The following is a 14,131-nucleotide window of genomic DNA, read 5'->3' as shown; positions in this document are numbered from 1 at the left end:
AAAGAATCTATTATGTTTTAAGAGTAAGAAAGGATAGCCATGCAAAATAAAATTATCGTTATGTTTCAAAAAGATTTTCGCTTATATGATAACCCAGCTCTATTTGAAGCTGTTCAGTCTGGTGAGGTTCTTCCTATATATATACAAGATGAAACTTTTTCAATAGGAAGTGCGGCAAAGTGGTGGTTGCACCATGCTATAATAGATATAAAGAAGCAACTTGAGGCATTGGGTTCTACTTTATTAATCCGCAAAGGAAATATACAGGAAGAAATACTTTCTCTCATAAAACAATTAGATATAACGGCTGTATATTGGAATAGTTGTTATGATCCAGACAGGTTAAAATCTAATCAAAAAATGAAAATGATATTAGAAGATAAAGGTATTATTTGTAAGGAATTTAATTCGCATTTATTATTAGAACCGTGGATTATAAAAAAGAAGGATAACACTGAATATAAGGTGTTTACACCTTTTTACAATGCATTTCAAAAGCAGGTAATACCTAAACCTACTAGCAAAGTGCAGAGTATAAAGTGGGGAAGCTCTTTACCAGCAAGCTTATCTGTTTCAGAATTACACTTGTTGCCGACTATACCGTGGACATCTCATATGGAAGCAATATGGGATCCGACAGAAGAAGGGGCATATAAAGTATTTAAGAAATTTTTCTCTAGCAAATTAGCCTTTTATAGTGAAGGAAGAGATTTTCCAAATCAAAATGCTCATTCGATGTTGGCGCCATATCTTTCATTTGGCCAAATATCAGTGAAGTTAATGTATCACTACTTAATAAATAAAAGTACCGAAAGACAATGTAGTCTTTTTGAAAAACAAGTGATTAGTTTTATACGCCAATTAATTTGGAGAGAGTTTTCTTATTATTTGCTATATCACTATCCGTTTACAGTATATAAACCTCTTAATAAAAACTTTGAACATTTTCCATGGAATAAGGAAGAGGAGTTATTAAGAGTATGGCAGAAAGGTGAAACTGGTTATCCGTTTATTGATGCGGGAATGCGGGAGCTTTGGCAAACAGGTTTTATGCATAATCGGGCAAGAATGGCTGTAGCCTCTTTTCTTGTAAAGCATTTGTTAATTTCGTGGCAGGAAGGAGCAAAATGGTTTATGGATACACTACTAGATGCGGATATTGCAAATAATACAATGGGATGGCAATGGGTTGCTGGAAGTGGAGCAGATGCATCACCGTACTTTCGTATTTTTAATCCTATCACACAAGGAGAAAAGTTTGATAAAAATGGAGAGTATATAAGAAAATGGGTACCAGAATTAAGAGATATACCGAATAAGTATATACATAAACCTTGGGAAGCACCTGAGCATATTTTGCAAAAAGCCAATATAAAACTTGGTCATACATATCCTTTGCCAGTTGTTGATCATAAGGCAGCACGGGAGAGAGCACTTTGTGCATATAAAAGTATGAAAGAACTTGTATAAAATAAATGAATCAATATAAATTTCATATGTAAAGGTTACAATGCAAAGTATAGGAATATCTATTTACACATTAAAGTTTTATTCATTGAAAGAGCACACGAATCAAATAGAGTTTCTAAAACCTTCTATTAAAAAAGGAGAATGTTTATGAAAAAATCTAGTATTATAGTATTTTTACTAACATATGGTTTGTTTTATGTTTCTAGTATTTTATTTCCTATTGATCGTGCTTGGTATGATGCGTTAGAAAAGCCGTCTTGGACACCTCCTGGTATGACAATCGGCATAGTTTGGGCTGTATTATATGGACTCATTGCATTATCAGTTGCAATTATTTACAACAAATATGGATTTAAGCCAAAAACATTTTGGTTTATATTCCTTTTAAATTATATGTGCAATCAAGCGTTCAGCTATTTTCAATTCAGTCAAAAGAATTTGTTTTTAGCAACAGTAGATTGTTTACTTGTCGCTATTACTACGTTACTTCTCATAGCGGTTTCTTCCAAATTATCTAAAGTATCGACATGGTTGCTAATTCCGTATTTTTTATGGTCTGCATTTGCTACATATTTATCTTGGACAATTTATAGTATAAATTAAAGACGGAACTAAAAACTTGAGCATAATAAAAATGCTCGAGTTTTTATGTGTGTTAATGATAATCTAAAATATGGAATATATACATCTTAGGGAGGTCATCCTTGTGAAGAAATGGATAAAAATTACGCTGTACTCTTTACTAGCTATTTTAATTATAGGAAGTATTACTTTTTTGACTTGGTCTCAGTTTACTTATAAACCGACGAAAGAGGCTTTGTCGTTAGTAGATGATAAAAAAGATGAAGATAATATCGTTTTTGGAGCGAAAGATGCGAAAGTAGGGGTTATTTTTTATCAAGGAGCTAAAGTAGAAGCTGAGGCTTATAGTTACTTAGGAGAAGCTCTTGCAAAAAATGGGCACTTTGTAGTAATGCCTAAGTTACCATTAAATTTAGCGATACTTGGAATAAATGAGGTAGACAGTGTAATTGAAAAGTATCCGGAAGTTCAAAAATGGTATGTTGCAGGGCATTCAATGGGAGGAGCTATGATTTCTAAGTATGCCTTCCAACATGAAGACAAGGTAGACGGGATCATTTTCTTAGGTTCGTATCCTGCAGATGACTTTTCTACAAAATCGATTCCAATGTTATCAATTTATGGGGAAGTAGATGCTTTAGCAACTGTAGAAAAAATAGAGAACAATAAAAAGTTAATGTCGAAAAATAAAACTATGCACATGATAAAAGGGGGCAATCATGCTCATTTTGGCATGTATGGTGAGCAAAAAGGTGATAATGCTAGTTTAATTACGTCAAAAGCACAACGAGATGAAACAGTGAAAGTAATTGAAGAATGGTTATTGAAACAATGATAACAAATTTAATAAATCTACCGAAAGAATTTTCCCGACGGTAGATGGGAGAGATAATAAAGAGCCAAAACGTACGAATTGGCTCTTTTATTTATTTGCTATCTCCAATTGTCCCCTTATTTTCTCCGGAATATCCTCTTTAGAAATAATATCGTAAGAATACACATACTTTCCTTTCACATGAATTTTTAAGTAAGTTTTTCTTATAAAATCATTAGGGGTGCTAGTTCCTACTGTATATTTTTTCTCATTCCCTGATTCATCAACACCTTTTATGGTGTACATAGCTCGTCCTTTATGATGATAATCTGGAACACCATATCCTTTCGCAACGGCGTATACATTTTTTTCTTCAGCAATCGGATTAAATCTGTCTAAATCCCCGCGTAATATGAAAGGTAGTAAGTATATAGGGAGGCCTATTCCTAATATGCAAATTACAAATTTTCTCATTATCGTTTCTCCTCTTGTTCATTTACATCATTCAGTATAGAAAAAAATTCTTATAAATATAGAGGGAAATTCCTTAAAGTTTTTTTAATAAAGTTTCACCTTGTGAAAAAAACTAAATAGAGCATTAAGCTTACGGAATGAATAACCAAATAACTTGTTTTCTTTATTTTTTGATATTTCTTAAGAACCTATCAAGAAATAAGTGAGTTTTAGTATTTAGAATAAATGTATCTTACAGTAATAAGAGAATTATCTAAATAAATGATAGTGAGAACAATTAAAGAAAACATCTAGTGGGGTGCTTTTTTCTTTTGAAACAGAGAATCTCATGGGTCGGTTACATGTAATTTAGTGCTGTGCTTCTAAGTCCTTGGAAAATTCAATGATAAAAAAGAGGGGGAAGGCATTTTTTATTGAAGTTTGTTAATGATAGATTTTTAATTAGTTAGGGGGGATCGTAAAATAGATTATTAATCTCTTTGATAATTTTTATTTTCCTTATAGTTGGCATACTGTATTAGAAATTTTAAATTTTGAAAGGAGAATCAATAAGTATGGGTAAGAAAAGAAGAATAAGTAATAAGTTATTACTTGTCAGTGCAATTTTTACAATAGCAATTCCCTCAGTTTCATATGCGGAGGAAGTAATTTCACCTGAAAATTTTAAGAGTTCTTCAAATTTGTATGAGGGACGGAATACGACAGTATTGAAAACAAGCTTATATCCTGATACATATAATTATCCGTTTAACCAACAATTTATTTCGAAATTAAAGGAAGCAAACACAACTATAAAAAAAGTAGACAAAAGAGATGATGAAAATCCTATTATATCTACTACTCTTTCATTTATTCGCCATATGAATAGTGAAGATTATAAATCTGCATTTGATTTAACCTCAAGGTCATTACAGAAAATAATATCTAAAGAATGGCTGAAGAGCTATTGGGAGGGACTCCCAGTGCAATTACAAGCAGGTTCTTTTATAGAAATTGGAGAGGTTACACAAAAAGAGACAAATCCTGTTCATACAAATGTGGAGATTCAATTAGTTTTTGAAAAAATGACTGTACCTTTACTAATTAAACTAGATCCATCTGGAAAAATAGACGATTTTCAACTCAGCATGTCGTTTAGTCCTGTTGCAGAGCGTCCATCATATAGTAAGCCTGAATCATTTGTTGATAAAGAAGTAGTAGTTGGAAGTGGTGCATTTCCATTACCAGGAACGTTGTCGGTTCCAAAAGGAAATGGTCCTTTTCCAGCGGTTATTCTTGTTCAAGGATCAGGAGCAACTGATCAGGATGAAACAGCGTTTGCTTTAAAACCATTTCGCGATTTAGCTGAAGGTCTTGCATCGAAGGGAATTGCTGTCCTTCGCTATAATAAACGAACGTATGAACATGGGTTGAAAACACAATTCAGTCCCTTTTATACAGTTGATAAAGAGACAACAGATGATGCTCTTCTTGTAACTCAATTTCTTAAAAATGAGCCTCTAATAAATAAGAATCAAATATATATTCTTGGTCATAGTCAAGGTGGAATGATGCTTCCGAAAATGATTGAAAAAGACCAAAATAAAAATATTGCTGGAGCAATTGTAATGGGAGGGCCAGCTCGTACAATCCAAGACGTTGTTTTAGATCAATTTGAGTATCTTTTTTCTATTGGAGCAATGAACCTGGATCAATATAAATTCTACAAATCGCAATTTGAATTATTAAATGATCCCAATTTCTCTGGGCAGAATCCCCCAAAAGATTTTTACTTAGGATCAGCAGTATTTTGGGATTCTATTCGGAAAATTAAAGCAGCAGAAATGTCAAAAGAACAAAAGACACCACTTCTTATTATTCAAGGAGAAAGAGACTATCAAGTTCAATCAAAAATCGAAATTCCTCTTTGGAAAGAACAATTAAAAGAACGAGATAACGTTGATTATCAGCTATATCCAAAGTTAAATCATTTCTTTACAGAAGGTGATGGAGAAATAAGTAAACCAGATGAATATTATAGTCCTGCTAATATTCCTGAGTATGTTATAAATGATATTGCTGCTTGGGTGCAAGGAAAATCGCAATTAAATTAGTAACTATATGTTTTAATAAAGACTTTCTTTCTGTCATCAAACTAGAAACATTATTAGATTATATGTTTTTTAGCACTCTTTTTAAAAGAGTGTTTTTTTATTTTCCTTTGATTTAATTAACGAAAAAATATCTTGTACTCCTTTTGTAACGTTTTTTAAATAGAAATTTTCTATAAAACAATGGGCTTACCTTCCAAACAAAGCGTTATTTGTAACACTGTTATCAAAGCAAAGTGTTCGTGACATTTCTATGATATTCAAAAGCATTAATAACCTATTGTATGAAGTTTTTTGAAAATTTAGGTTTAACATCTTTAAAATAGGTGTATTACATATTACATAACAACTAAATAAAAAAATCTAAAGGAGGAAAGATACCATGTATAAGAATGAAAGAAAACCGGTGGTTTATGAATATCAAAATGAACAGGTAGTAGTTATGAAAGTAAAAGAGCTAGAATTGCAAGGGATTCACCAAGATGACATTTACGTCTTAACACATGAAAAACATCTAACAAAAAAGATTGCAGATGATACAAACACAAATACGATTGGAGTAAAAGAACAAGGATTGGGCACAAGTATTATCAATTTTTTCTCCAAAAAAGGAGACGAACTTCGAAATCAAATGGAAGAAATGGGGTTGTCGAAGGAGGAAGCTAATTTATATGAAGAAAAATTAGATCAAGGGAAGATTTTACTCCTAGTAACAGCTGAAACACCAACGGCGAGTGATAGGCAGCTGCAAAACTATCATTCTCTCTAATAGCTTGCAACATCTGATAAATAGATAAGTTAATTGTTTTAGGTTGTAGCATGGAAGAAAATAAAAGTAGAGAAGGGTGAGAAAAATGAAACATACAATATTTAAGTATGCTGTGATTGGGATTACGACCGGAGTCATAGTCTCCCTATTAAAAAAAGAAAATCGGAAAGCTATACAAACAAAAGGAAAAAGCATAAAAGAAAAACTACAAGAAGGAAACATAAAGGAAACATTAGAGAAGGTAACTGAGACAAGTAAACAATTCTCTGCAACTGCAGCTAATGTTGCAAAACAATCATTACCACAATTGCTTACAGCCACACCAGTTGTCATTTCTACCATTAAAGACTTAACAGAGAACGAAAATAACAAAAAGAAAACAGATGAAAAGGATTACGAAATAAATGAAAATAGTAAGAACTTAGATGGGGAAAAAACGAAAAATGAAAAGAAATATGTGAAAGAAGGGAAAGAAGAGAGTGCCTAGATGTAACTCTAAAAATAGAAAGTGAGGAAAAAAGTATGAAATCTCTGTATGCAATTGATGTAGGAATTGGCTTTACCAAAAGGGCATATCGACAGGATGTAGATTCTGAGATGACGATCAAGAGTGAAGCTTCCACACTAGCCCCTGTACCTAATCATGCTGAAAGTGAAGATTTAACAAAGGTAAGTTTTATAGACTTAGATTTTGCATACTATATGGGAAATGAAGCACATCAATCTGACGCTTCGTTTCTTCCTCCATTTGACGAAGAAATAGAAAATTATTATGAAAGCGAACGATTTAAACAACAAATATTTGGTTGCATTGCAAATGATTATAAAGAAAATGTCGTGTTACCTCTAGTTGTTACCGGGCTTCCCATCACTTGTTTTGGTAGTCAGCAGGAGCAATTACAACGTGCACTAAAAAAAGAAACTTCCGTGCAAATTGATGGGAAATTTATTAATATTACGGTGGAAAATGCTTTGATTCTTCAGCAACCGGTCGCTTTACATGCCTATTTCTTAAAAGAGGAAATCATTCAGGAACGAGATCGCATCTTAATTATTGATGGCGGATTTCGTACATTAGAAATGACAGATATGAAACAGAATCTCATTTTAAATCATTATGAGACGGAACTAGGATGTAGCAAGCCTTTGAAAAATATTAAGAATATCGTGCAGAATCATACGGATGAAAGTAATCAATTGCATATTAACGACATGCCAAACATATTAGAAAAAGGATATGAATGCCGAGAAGAAAATCATGAGACAAGTCAGGTTCATACTTTGATTCAAAAAGAGTTGGATGCACATTTCCAAGACGTCATGCGTGTATTACAAGAACAATTTAAGTTAGAACAGTATGATACTATTATTTGGACAGGAGGAATAGTAGATCTCCACAAAAAACGAATTGAAAAAATGCAAGGTGAAATTTCTTCTTTCCGTATGGTAGACGCTTCGAAAGAGGCTGCACTTCATGGATACTACATTATTGGGAGTCAAGTATTTGAAGACATCACAAATCAATCTGCATATGAATCCAAATTATAATAACGACTGAAATGGAGTTCGTTGAATAGACGTGCCAAATTATGTAGCTTCTTTTCCACATATAATAAATTATTTATAAGAAAAGATAAAAAGTGCTTGTATAGAGGAAATGTTTAAAATTGAGAATAAAAATAACTAATATATAGGGGGTCTTTCTTTTAAAAGAATAAGACCTCCTATGCCATTTATTATCTAAACACTTTTCCTCCAAGATATGAATACCTACATACAAATTTCATATTACGGATATGATTCGATCAAACATAAAACTATTTAGAAAGGAAGAATAATATGGAATGCATAAAAATGACGAAATGGAGTTGGTATCATGTGAAAACTAGTGAGCTTGAAAAACTTTCTTCTATAATCCCTCGTGATATAACATCTTATTTCTCTCAATTTGTAAAGAAAATAAGTTCTCCTTGTGAAAATGGATTATATGTTTATACGTTATCACCAAGTCAAACTTGTGTATATGGTTCGTTTTTATATGATCAAGATAAAAAGGAGGCCAAAATTCAAAAATTTCTTCATTATTTCGTAGCTCATGGAATACTGATAACAGTTCAGGAAAAAGAGGAAGAGGACTTCCAAAAATTAATACATAATTTCCCTATGGGTACAAAAAATTGTAACACTTCCGCTGAAGGATTATGTGCTATCTTATCAATGTTTATATCTCATTATTTGCGAAAGGTTGACTACTTTGAAAACAATTTCAGAAATGTATTATGGGATTTTTATCATCATAATAACATAGCAGTTTTAGAAAGGATTTATCATATTCGTCATGAATTATTTATGAACACACATGTGTTTCGCTTAATACAAGAAGTGTTACAAGGATTGGAGGAAGCTTGGTTAGAAAAACTAACAAGCACCCTTTGTTATAAACAAACACACGTAAAATTAGAGCGTGGATTACAACTTGTTAAAGAGTACCAAGAAGAATTAGACACGATGATTCATTTACAAGAAGTTGTTTCTTCTCATCGTGGGAATGAAATTATGAAAGCTCTTACTGTATTAACTGCTGTGAGTACGCCTTTGACAGCCTTAGGAGCATTATGGGGTATGAATTTTAAATACATGCCTGAACTAGAATGGAAATATAGCTATTTAATCGCTCTCTTATTTATTATTTTCACAACAGGGGGTATGTATTTGTATATGCGGGTAAAAGGATGGACAGGTGATTTATTACGAGTAAAGAAAAAAAAATCTTTTTTTAAATCAAATTAATCTTGTTTTATAAAACATATGATAGATATATGGTTAGTAATATTTATTAATTGGGGTAGTGCCATATCCTCACAAAGTTAAAATTTTGATGTCCCCGCAATGATAAAAATGGTGAATATTTATATGAAAGATTAGAGCTCTCCTTCTTGTAAGAGAGCTCTAATCTTTGTTTAAAAACTATATTATATACATAGGCAGACTCATCATCTGTAATTTGTTCCGATTCAATTTAGAATATGACAAAAGAGAACTTGCGTTAGACAACAAGCTCTCTTTAAAAGAAATAACGTAATTGAGATACTTATATAGTAACAATTGTTTTCTTCTAATTCCATATGTCTTATGTTGAGAAATAAATTATAAGTGGCTTGATAACGCTAAAATGAATGATTGACATAATATTTTGACGATAATATAATAAATCTCGAATTCAAGATAACTTGTAAAGGATTGGGAATTATGAGCGTGATTAACGATGAGAGCCTATATTTAAAGTTATTTGTTATATTATGAAGGGAATTACAGTCAATCACTAAATGTATTGCAAAGGATATAAAAAATTATGGACTTAATCCAACTGAATTTGCAGTGCGTGAGCTACTATACAGTAAAGATAATCAGCTTATACAAAAACTTGGAGACAAAATATTACTTGCAAGTAGTAGTATCACGTACGCGTCAAATATTTCAGAAGGTATTGAATTAATGGACACTATTTTTCCTCAGCATAAAGGGGGATTCGGCAAATATTTGATAGTTTGGACTATATGGAGAAAAAATGATAATTAAACAGTTGAAAAAGTTAGGATGTTACACACAGAAATTGTAAGTTTTTAGAGGTTATTTCTTTTTAGTAATATCCTAATTAAATATAAATTAAATAAATAGGAGGAAAAATTAATAAGTGGTAGTAAATGTATTGTAATGCAAAGTAAATAAATTATGTAATTGCAATTGATATAGTAAGAAAGATAGTTGTTATGTTAACGATATATATATCGTCCTTTTCATTATAAATCTTTCATAAAGCGGAGAGTGGGTATCAAGAATGGAATTACGTCATTTAGAGTATTTTATTCAAGTTTGTAATAATAATAGTTTTACTAAAGCTGCGGAAGTTCTAGGTATTTCACAGCCGACTTTAAGCCAACAAATCCGTGTGTTAGAAGGTGAACTTGATACACCTTTGTTTCATCGAGTTGGAAGAGGTATCAAAATGACAGAAGCGGGTAAGCTGCTATTTGATAAAGGAAAATTTATCATGCAACAATTTGATGAAGTTTATAATGAAATTTTTGAATTAAAGGGTGTAAAAAGAGGGGTAATTACTATAGGTGGTTTATTAGAGGATCTCACTTATTTAACACCTTATATTATGAAGTTTCAACAACATTATCCCAACATCGTAGTGAAAATTATAGAATCCGAAGTTGCTGTAAATCAAATCGTTGATAAAAATATTGATATAGGCATCACACGTAGTGCTCAAATTCCAGAGACATTAACAAGCACCCTTTTGTATAGAGAAGAGCTTGTCCTTGTCATTCCAAAAAATCATCCTTTGAATGAAACATCATTTGTTTCTTTTCGAGAATTAGTAGGGCTCAGTAGAATAATGGTTTCATGTAGTTGTCGTGAATCTATTAAAATATATTGTGAGAGTTTAGGGTTATCTTTATCTGAAGCAAATATAGAAACAAAATCTTCTATTTCTCTATTGAGCCTTGTATACAATGGACATGGGGTTGCCATAATACCTCTTTCACTGGTTAACTTTGTTAATAATGATACTTTGAGCATAGTTCGTATTATTGACCCGACACCAAGTCAAGATATTAATCTTATCCACTTTGATGATAAATTTCTAAGTTTTGCAGCACGTATCTTTATGCAGAAGTTAAATAATCCTGAAAAAGCATTAGTATAATAAAAATAATAATGATTATAGTGTGAGGATTAAACATGATACATAATTCTTGGGAGAAGACCTAAATTACAGTCAAAGGGCATTGGCTTTATATGTGTGGTGTGATCGATTCAAATGGGAATATCATTGACTTTTACTTAAGGGAAAAAGGGCAGACTTTGCAATGAGAGAAGGCTGTTAAAAATAAGTCAAGTTAATTAATTAGCTCTTCGATTTTATCACATAGTAATAGATTCCATTAGGGAGATATTGCTATTTCTTTTTACATATCCTTATTGCATAAAGAATACCACCGGCATTATACCGGTGGTTTTGACTTAGAAAGCAAAGCAAGTACAACCAATACCCCATTTAGTTCCATCTTTTCCTATTACGGTATGAGTGTGTTGATGGAGAGGGTTACTGTAACTATGTAACTTGTGATCATGGGCATCGTGAGAAAGTATAGTGTGGGCTAGGTTAGCACCACCATAACCATAAACTCCCGTCGGTGACCAATCAGGTGATGCTGGTGGCAATTCAGGTGATAAATTTTTAAATTCATCATTTCCATAAACAACCTGCCCACCCATAATGGTGAGTAATGATTCAAGGTTCTTGATTTCTTCTTCTGGCACAGTAAAGTAGTCAGCAGACAATACAGCAAGATCAGCAAACTGACCTACTGCAAGGGTTCCTTTTTTACCTTCATCACCAGAGAACCACGCACTTCCTTTTGAATATAATTCCAGGGCTACTTTTCTATCAAGTTTATTTTTTTCATCGTATATCGAAAGTCCACCAATGGTTTTTTCGGCAACCATCCAGTAAAGAGCGACCCAAGGGTTATAGCTGGAAACCCTAGTTGCATCACTACCGGCGCCAACAGGTATACCTAGGTCTAACATACGATAAATCGGAGGAGTACGCTTTGCAGCTTCCTTTCCGTATAAATCAACAAAGTATTCACCTTGAAAAGCCATGCGGTCTTGGATGGCAATACCACCATTTAAAGCTATTTCCTTGAAATACATTTATGCATTTTGTTTACTAAGATCTCGCTGCGCGCCCATATAGCTTCCAATTATATTTTGATAGCCTGGAAGATTGCTAGCAAGCAAATTGCCAAAACCTTCGACATCGTTGCGCCAATCACGTTGTAATTCGCAAGCTACGCTAAACCAGTTCATAAGTTGCACACCACTATGTGCCATACGAGTATTTGCAGCATCTGCTACTTGTTTACTGAAAGTTCCTGAAGCATCAGTAACAGCAAATACTTCATATCCAGCTTTTATAGCGGAAAGTGCAGGGAAAGCAACACAAACGTCAGTAACTACGCCCGCGATGATAAGTTGCTTTTTTCCAGTTTCTTCGATTGCTTTTACAAAATCATCATTATCCCATGCGTTAATTTGTCCAGGTCGAGCTATTTTTGGTACATGAGGAAAGAGATCAACCAATTCTTGCATTAAAGGTCCGTTAGGCCCGTTTTCAAAACTTGTTGTTAAAATAACTGGTAAATCAAAAAACTTAGCAGTATGAGCAAGAGCTAGAACATTGTTCTTGAATTCATCAACACCATAGTCACGTACTAGTCCGGACATAAGACCAGTTTGATGATCTACTAAAAGCACGACAGCATCATCTTTGTTAATACGAGAATAGAAATCAGTCATTATGTATTCCTCCTAAAAATTAAGTAATCGAAGAAAGTTTAAATAGTCGAATACTATCATAAGTTTCTTCGTTTATAACTAAGCTGACCAATAATATTGGTTATAGCAGCATTCACAGAACATGAAGTGCTATACAAATTTATAGTATTTGAAAACTGATTAATTAATCAATTCTAAATCATCTATAATTTGTATAGGTCGTAACTATAGTTGTTTTCACTATAAAATAGATTGGTTTTACCTATACATCCTATAGATAGAACAATATTGATAGTCACCTATTTTTGTTATTACAATTGAATATGAGTAATGTTCAGTAATTATTTTATGATGAAAAAGGTATTAGAGGGGGGGATTGTTCCAAAAGGAGAAAATGAATGCATTGGAACAATAGAGTTTCATACTTAGAGTTCACAACATAAAGGTGCATGAATAGGTTATGAGATTCATCCGAGTTATTGAAGAAAAGGATACATATTAGAATATTTTTTGGAGGTAGAAGCATGGCTAAAATTACTGTAGGAACCGAAAATCAAGCACCAATTGAGATATATTATGAGGATCATGGCACAGGAAAACCAGTTGTACTAATTCATGGTTGGCCGTTAAGTGGTCGATCTTGGGAATACCAAGTTCCAGCTCTTGTTGAGGCTGGATACAGAGTTATAACGTATGATCGTCGAGGATTTGGAAAATCATCTCAGCCGTGGGATGGGTATGAATATGATACCTTTACTTCTGATTTACATCAACTATTAGAACATTTAGAGCTTCAAAATGTCACACTTGTTGGTTTTTCTATGGGTGGAGGAGAGGTAGCTAGGTATATTGGGAAATATGGAACCAATAGAGTAGAGAAGGCTGTATTTGCAGGAGCTGTACCACCATTCCTTTACAAGTCAGCAGATCATCCTGAGGGTGTATTAGATGATGTAGCAATTCAAGGATTTGAAAATGGAGTAAAAAGTGATCGCCTAGCATTCCTTGATGAGTTTACGAAAGGATTTTTTGCTGCTGGAGATCGAACTGACTTAGTTAGTGAACCATTTCGACTTTACAATAGGGATATCGCTGCAGGTGCATCACCTAAAGGAACACTAGATTGTATCGCTGCTTTCAGCAAAACAGACTTCAGAGGCGATTTAGCTAAGGTTAATATACCTACCCTTATTATTCATGGTGATTCAGATGCGACTGTACCATTTGAATATAGTGGGAAATTAACACATGAAGCAATTCCTAATTCTAAAGTAACGTTAATAAAGGGTGGTCCACATGGGCTAAATGCAACGCATGCCAAAGAATTTAATGAAGCACTCCTATTATTTTTAAAGGACTAATTATAACTATATAATTGTTAATTGATAACTTATAAACAAGTTAAAATAAAGCTTTATAAAAGATGCTCTTGGATAAATCCAGGAGCATCTTTTTAAATGGTGATATTGAGATGTTAGATTGATAAATCTCCAGTAGTTTTGGATTGAATATTCTTCTTAACAGCTAAAATGTATTGATTAGAGTTTTTTAGATTTCTTAGAAGTATTGTTATATTAC

12 protein-coding genes and 3 pseudogenes are annotated in these 14,131 nt (G+C 32.8%); 11 read left to right on the top strand and 4 right to left on the bottom strand.

Annotated elements, in window-relative coordinates:
• Positions 1–39: 39 nt before the first annotated feature.
• The 3 genes from F3I02_RS02490 (at position 40) to F3I02_RS02480 (ending at position 2,887) form a co-directional block, all read left to right on the top strand.
• On the top strand, positions 40–1,470 hold the full coding sequence (locus tag F3I02_RS02490) for a cryptochrome/photolyase family protein (protein WP_196477534.1): 1,431 nt from the start codon (positions 40–42) through the stop codon (positions 1,468–1,470).
• A gap of 147 nt (positions 1,471–1,617) precedes the next feature.
• Entirely contained in the window at positions 1,618–2,073 is a 456-nt protein-coding gene (locus F3I02_RS02485; RefSeq protein ID WP_000749728.1) for a TspO/MBR family protein, read from the top strand.
• A 103-nt stretch (positions 2,074–2,176) separates the two neighbouring features.
• A complete protein-coding gene (locus tag F3I02_RS02480; RefSeq protein WP_000758823.1) occupies positions 2,177–2,887 on the top strand; it encodes an alpha/beta hydrolase in 711 nt (236 codons plus the stop codon).
• Between the two features lie 87 nt (positions 2,888–2,974).
• Here F3I02_RS02480 and F3I02_RS02475 read toward each other — a convergent pair whose 3' ends face one another.
• A complete protein-coding gene (locus tag F3I02_RS02475) occupies positions 2,975–3,340 on the bottom strand; it encodes a YxeA family protein (protein ID WP_061884351.1) in 366 nt (121 codons plus the stop codon).
• A gap of 554 nt (positions 3,341–3,894) precedes the next feature.
• Between F3I02_RS02475 and F3I02_RS02470 the strand changes: the two genes are divergently transcribed.
• Positions 3,895–5,433: an alpha/beta hydrolase gene (locus F3I02_RS02470; RefSeq protein WP_196477533.1), complete on the top strand. Its 1,539-nt coding sequence runs from the start codon at positions 3,895–3,897 to the stop codon at positions 5,431–5,433.
• Between the two features lie 81 nt (positions 5,434–5,514).
• Here the strand turns inward: F3I02_RS02470 and F3I02_RS33705 are convergent.
• Positions 5,515–5,700 (bottom strand): annotated as a pseudogene (locus F3I02_RS33705) (acyl dehydratase).
• A gap of 112 nt (positions 5,701–5,812) precedes the next feature.
• Here F3I02_RS33705 and F3I02_RS02465 point away from each other — a divergent pair.
• The 6 genes and pseudogenes from F3I02_RS02465 to F3I02_RS02445 all read left to right on the top strand — a co-directional run bounded on the left by F3I02_RS02465 (position 5,813) and on the right by F3I02_RS02445 (position 10,916).
• Positions 5,813–6,199, top strand: a complete 387-nt coding sequence (locus F3I02_RS02465) for a YflT domain-containing protein (protein WP_196477532.1) — start codon at positions 5,813–5,815, stop codon at positions 6,197–6,199.
• An 85-nt stretch (positions 6,200–6,284) separates the two neighbouring features.
• Complete coding sequence (locus F3I02_RS02460; RefSeq protein ID WP_000683207.1) at positions 6,285–6,686, top strand: hypothetical protein; 402 nt, start codon at positions 6,285–6,287, stop codon at positions 6,684–6,686.
• A gap of 35 nt (positions 6,687–6,721) precedes the next feature.
• Positions 6,722–7,747: a ParM/StbA family protein gene (locus F3I02_RS02455; RefSeq protein WP_196477531.1), complete on the top strand. Its 1,026-nt coding sequence runs from the start codon at positions 6,722–6,724 to the stop codon at positions 7,745–7,747.
• Between the two features lie 291 nt (positions 7,748–8,038).
• Positions 8,039–8,989, top strand: coding sequence for a magnesium transporter CorA family protein (locus tag F3I02_RS02450; RefSeq protein WP_000388920.1), 951 nt, complete (start codon positions 8,039–8,041; stop codon positions 8,987–8,989).
• A 459-nt stretch (positions 8,990–9,448) separates the two neighbouring features.
• A pseudogene (locus F3I02_RS33700) lies at positions 9,449–9,818 on the top strand (MarR family transcriptional regulator).
• Positions 9,819–10,037: 219 nt separating this feature from the next.
• The gene (locus F3I02_RS02445) at positions 10,038–10,916 is read left to right on the top strand and encodes a LysR family transcriptional regulator (RefSeq protein WP_000423210.1); all 879 of its coding nucleotides are present in this window, start codon (positions 10,038–10,040) and stop codon (positions 10,914–10,916) included.
• Positions 10,917–11,233: 317 nt separating this feature from the next.
• Here F3I02_RS02445 and F3I02_RS02440 read toward each other — a convergent pair.
• A pseudogene (locus tag F3I02_RS02440) lies at positions 11,234–11,911 on the bottom strand (amidohydrolase family protein); the annotation flags it as partial.
• An 18-nt stretch (positions 11,912–11,929) separates the two neighbouring features.
• A complete protein-coding gene (gene ycaC, locus F3I02_RS02435; protein WP_000129304.1) occupies positions 11,930–12,574 on the bottom strand; it encodes an isochorismate family cysteine hydrolase YcaC in 645 nt (214 codons plus the stop codon).
• A 503-nt stretch (positions 12,575–13,077) separates the two neighbouring features.
• Between ycaC and F3I02_RS02430 the strand changes: the two genes are divergently transcribed.
• Entirely contained in the window at positions 13,078–13,914 is an 837-nt protein-coding gene (locus F3I02_RS02430) for an alpha/beta fold hydrolase (RefSeq protein ID WP_001074309.1), read from the top strand.
• Positions 13,915–14,131: the final 217 nt, after the last annotated feature.

Origin of the sequence: Bacillus sp. SRB3LM, from assembly GCF_015712745.1 — a bacterium.
In the GTDB taxonomy this organism is placed as follows: domain Bacteria; phylum Bacillota; class Bacilli; order Bacillales; family Bacillaceae_G; genus Bacillus_A; species Bacillus_A thuringiensis_K.
The sequence above is the reverse complement of the archived record's forward strand: the minus strand, read 5'-3'. Positions and strand labels throughout refer to the sequence as shown.

Bases quoted from the DNA above. Each gene is read 5' to 3' on its own strand.
- F3I02_RS02490 (WP_196477534.1), top strand. From the start codon at position 40: ATGCAAAATAAAATTATCGTTATGTTTCAAAAAGATTTTCGCTTATAT.
- F3I02_RS02485 (WP_000749728.1), top strand. From the start codon at position 1,618: ATGAAAAAATCTAGTATTATAGTATTTTTACTAACATATGGTTTGTTT.
- F3I02_RS02475 (WP_061884351.1), bottom strand. From the start codon at position 3,340: ATGAGAAAATTTGTAATTTGCATATTAGGAATAGGCCTCCCTATATAC.
- F3I02_RS02470 (WP_196477533.1), top strand. From the start codon at position 3,895: ATGGGTAAGAAAAGAAGAATAAGTAATAAGTTATTACTTGTCAGTGCA.
- F3I02_RS02465 (WP_196477532.1), top strand. From the start codon at position 5,813: ATGTATAAGAATGAAAGAAAACCGGTGGTTTATGAATATCAAAATGAA.
- F3I02_RS02460 (WP_000683207.1), top strand. From the start codon at position 6,285: ATGAAACATACAATATTTAAGTATGCTGTGATTGGGATTACGACCGGA.
- F3I02_RS02455 (WP_196477531.1), top strand. From the start codon at position 6,722: ATGAAATCTCTGTATGCAATTGATGTAGGAATTGGCTTTACCAAAAGG.
- F3I02_RS02450 (WP_000388920.1), top strand. From the start codon at position 8,039: ATGGAATGCATAAAAATGACGAAATGGAGTTGGTATCATGTGAAAACT.
- F3I02_RS02445 (WP_000423210.1), top strand. From the start codon at position 10,038: ATGGAATTACGTCATTTAGAGTATTTTATTCAAGTTTGTAATAATAAT.
- ycaC (WP_000129304.1), bottom strand. From the start codon at position 12,574: ATGACTGATTTCTATTCTCGTATTAACAAAGATGATGCTGTCGTGCTT.
- F3I02_RS02430 (WP_001074309.1), top strand. From the start codon at position 13,078: ATGGCTAAAATTACTGTAGGAACCGAAAATCAAGCACCAATTGAGATA.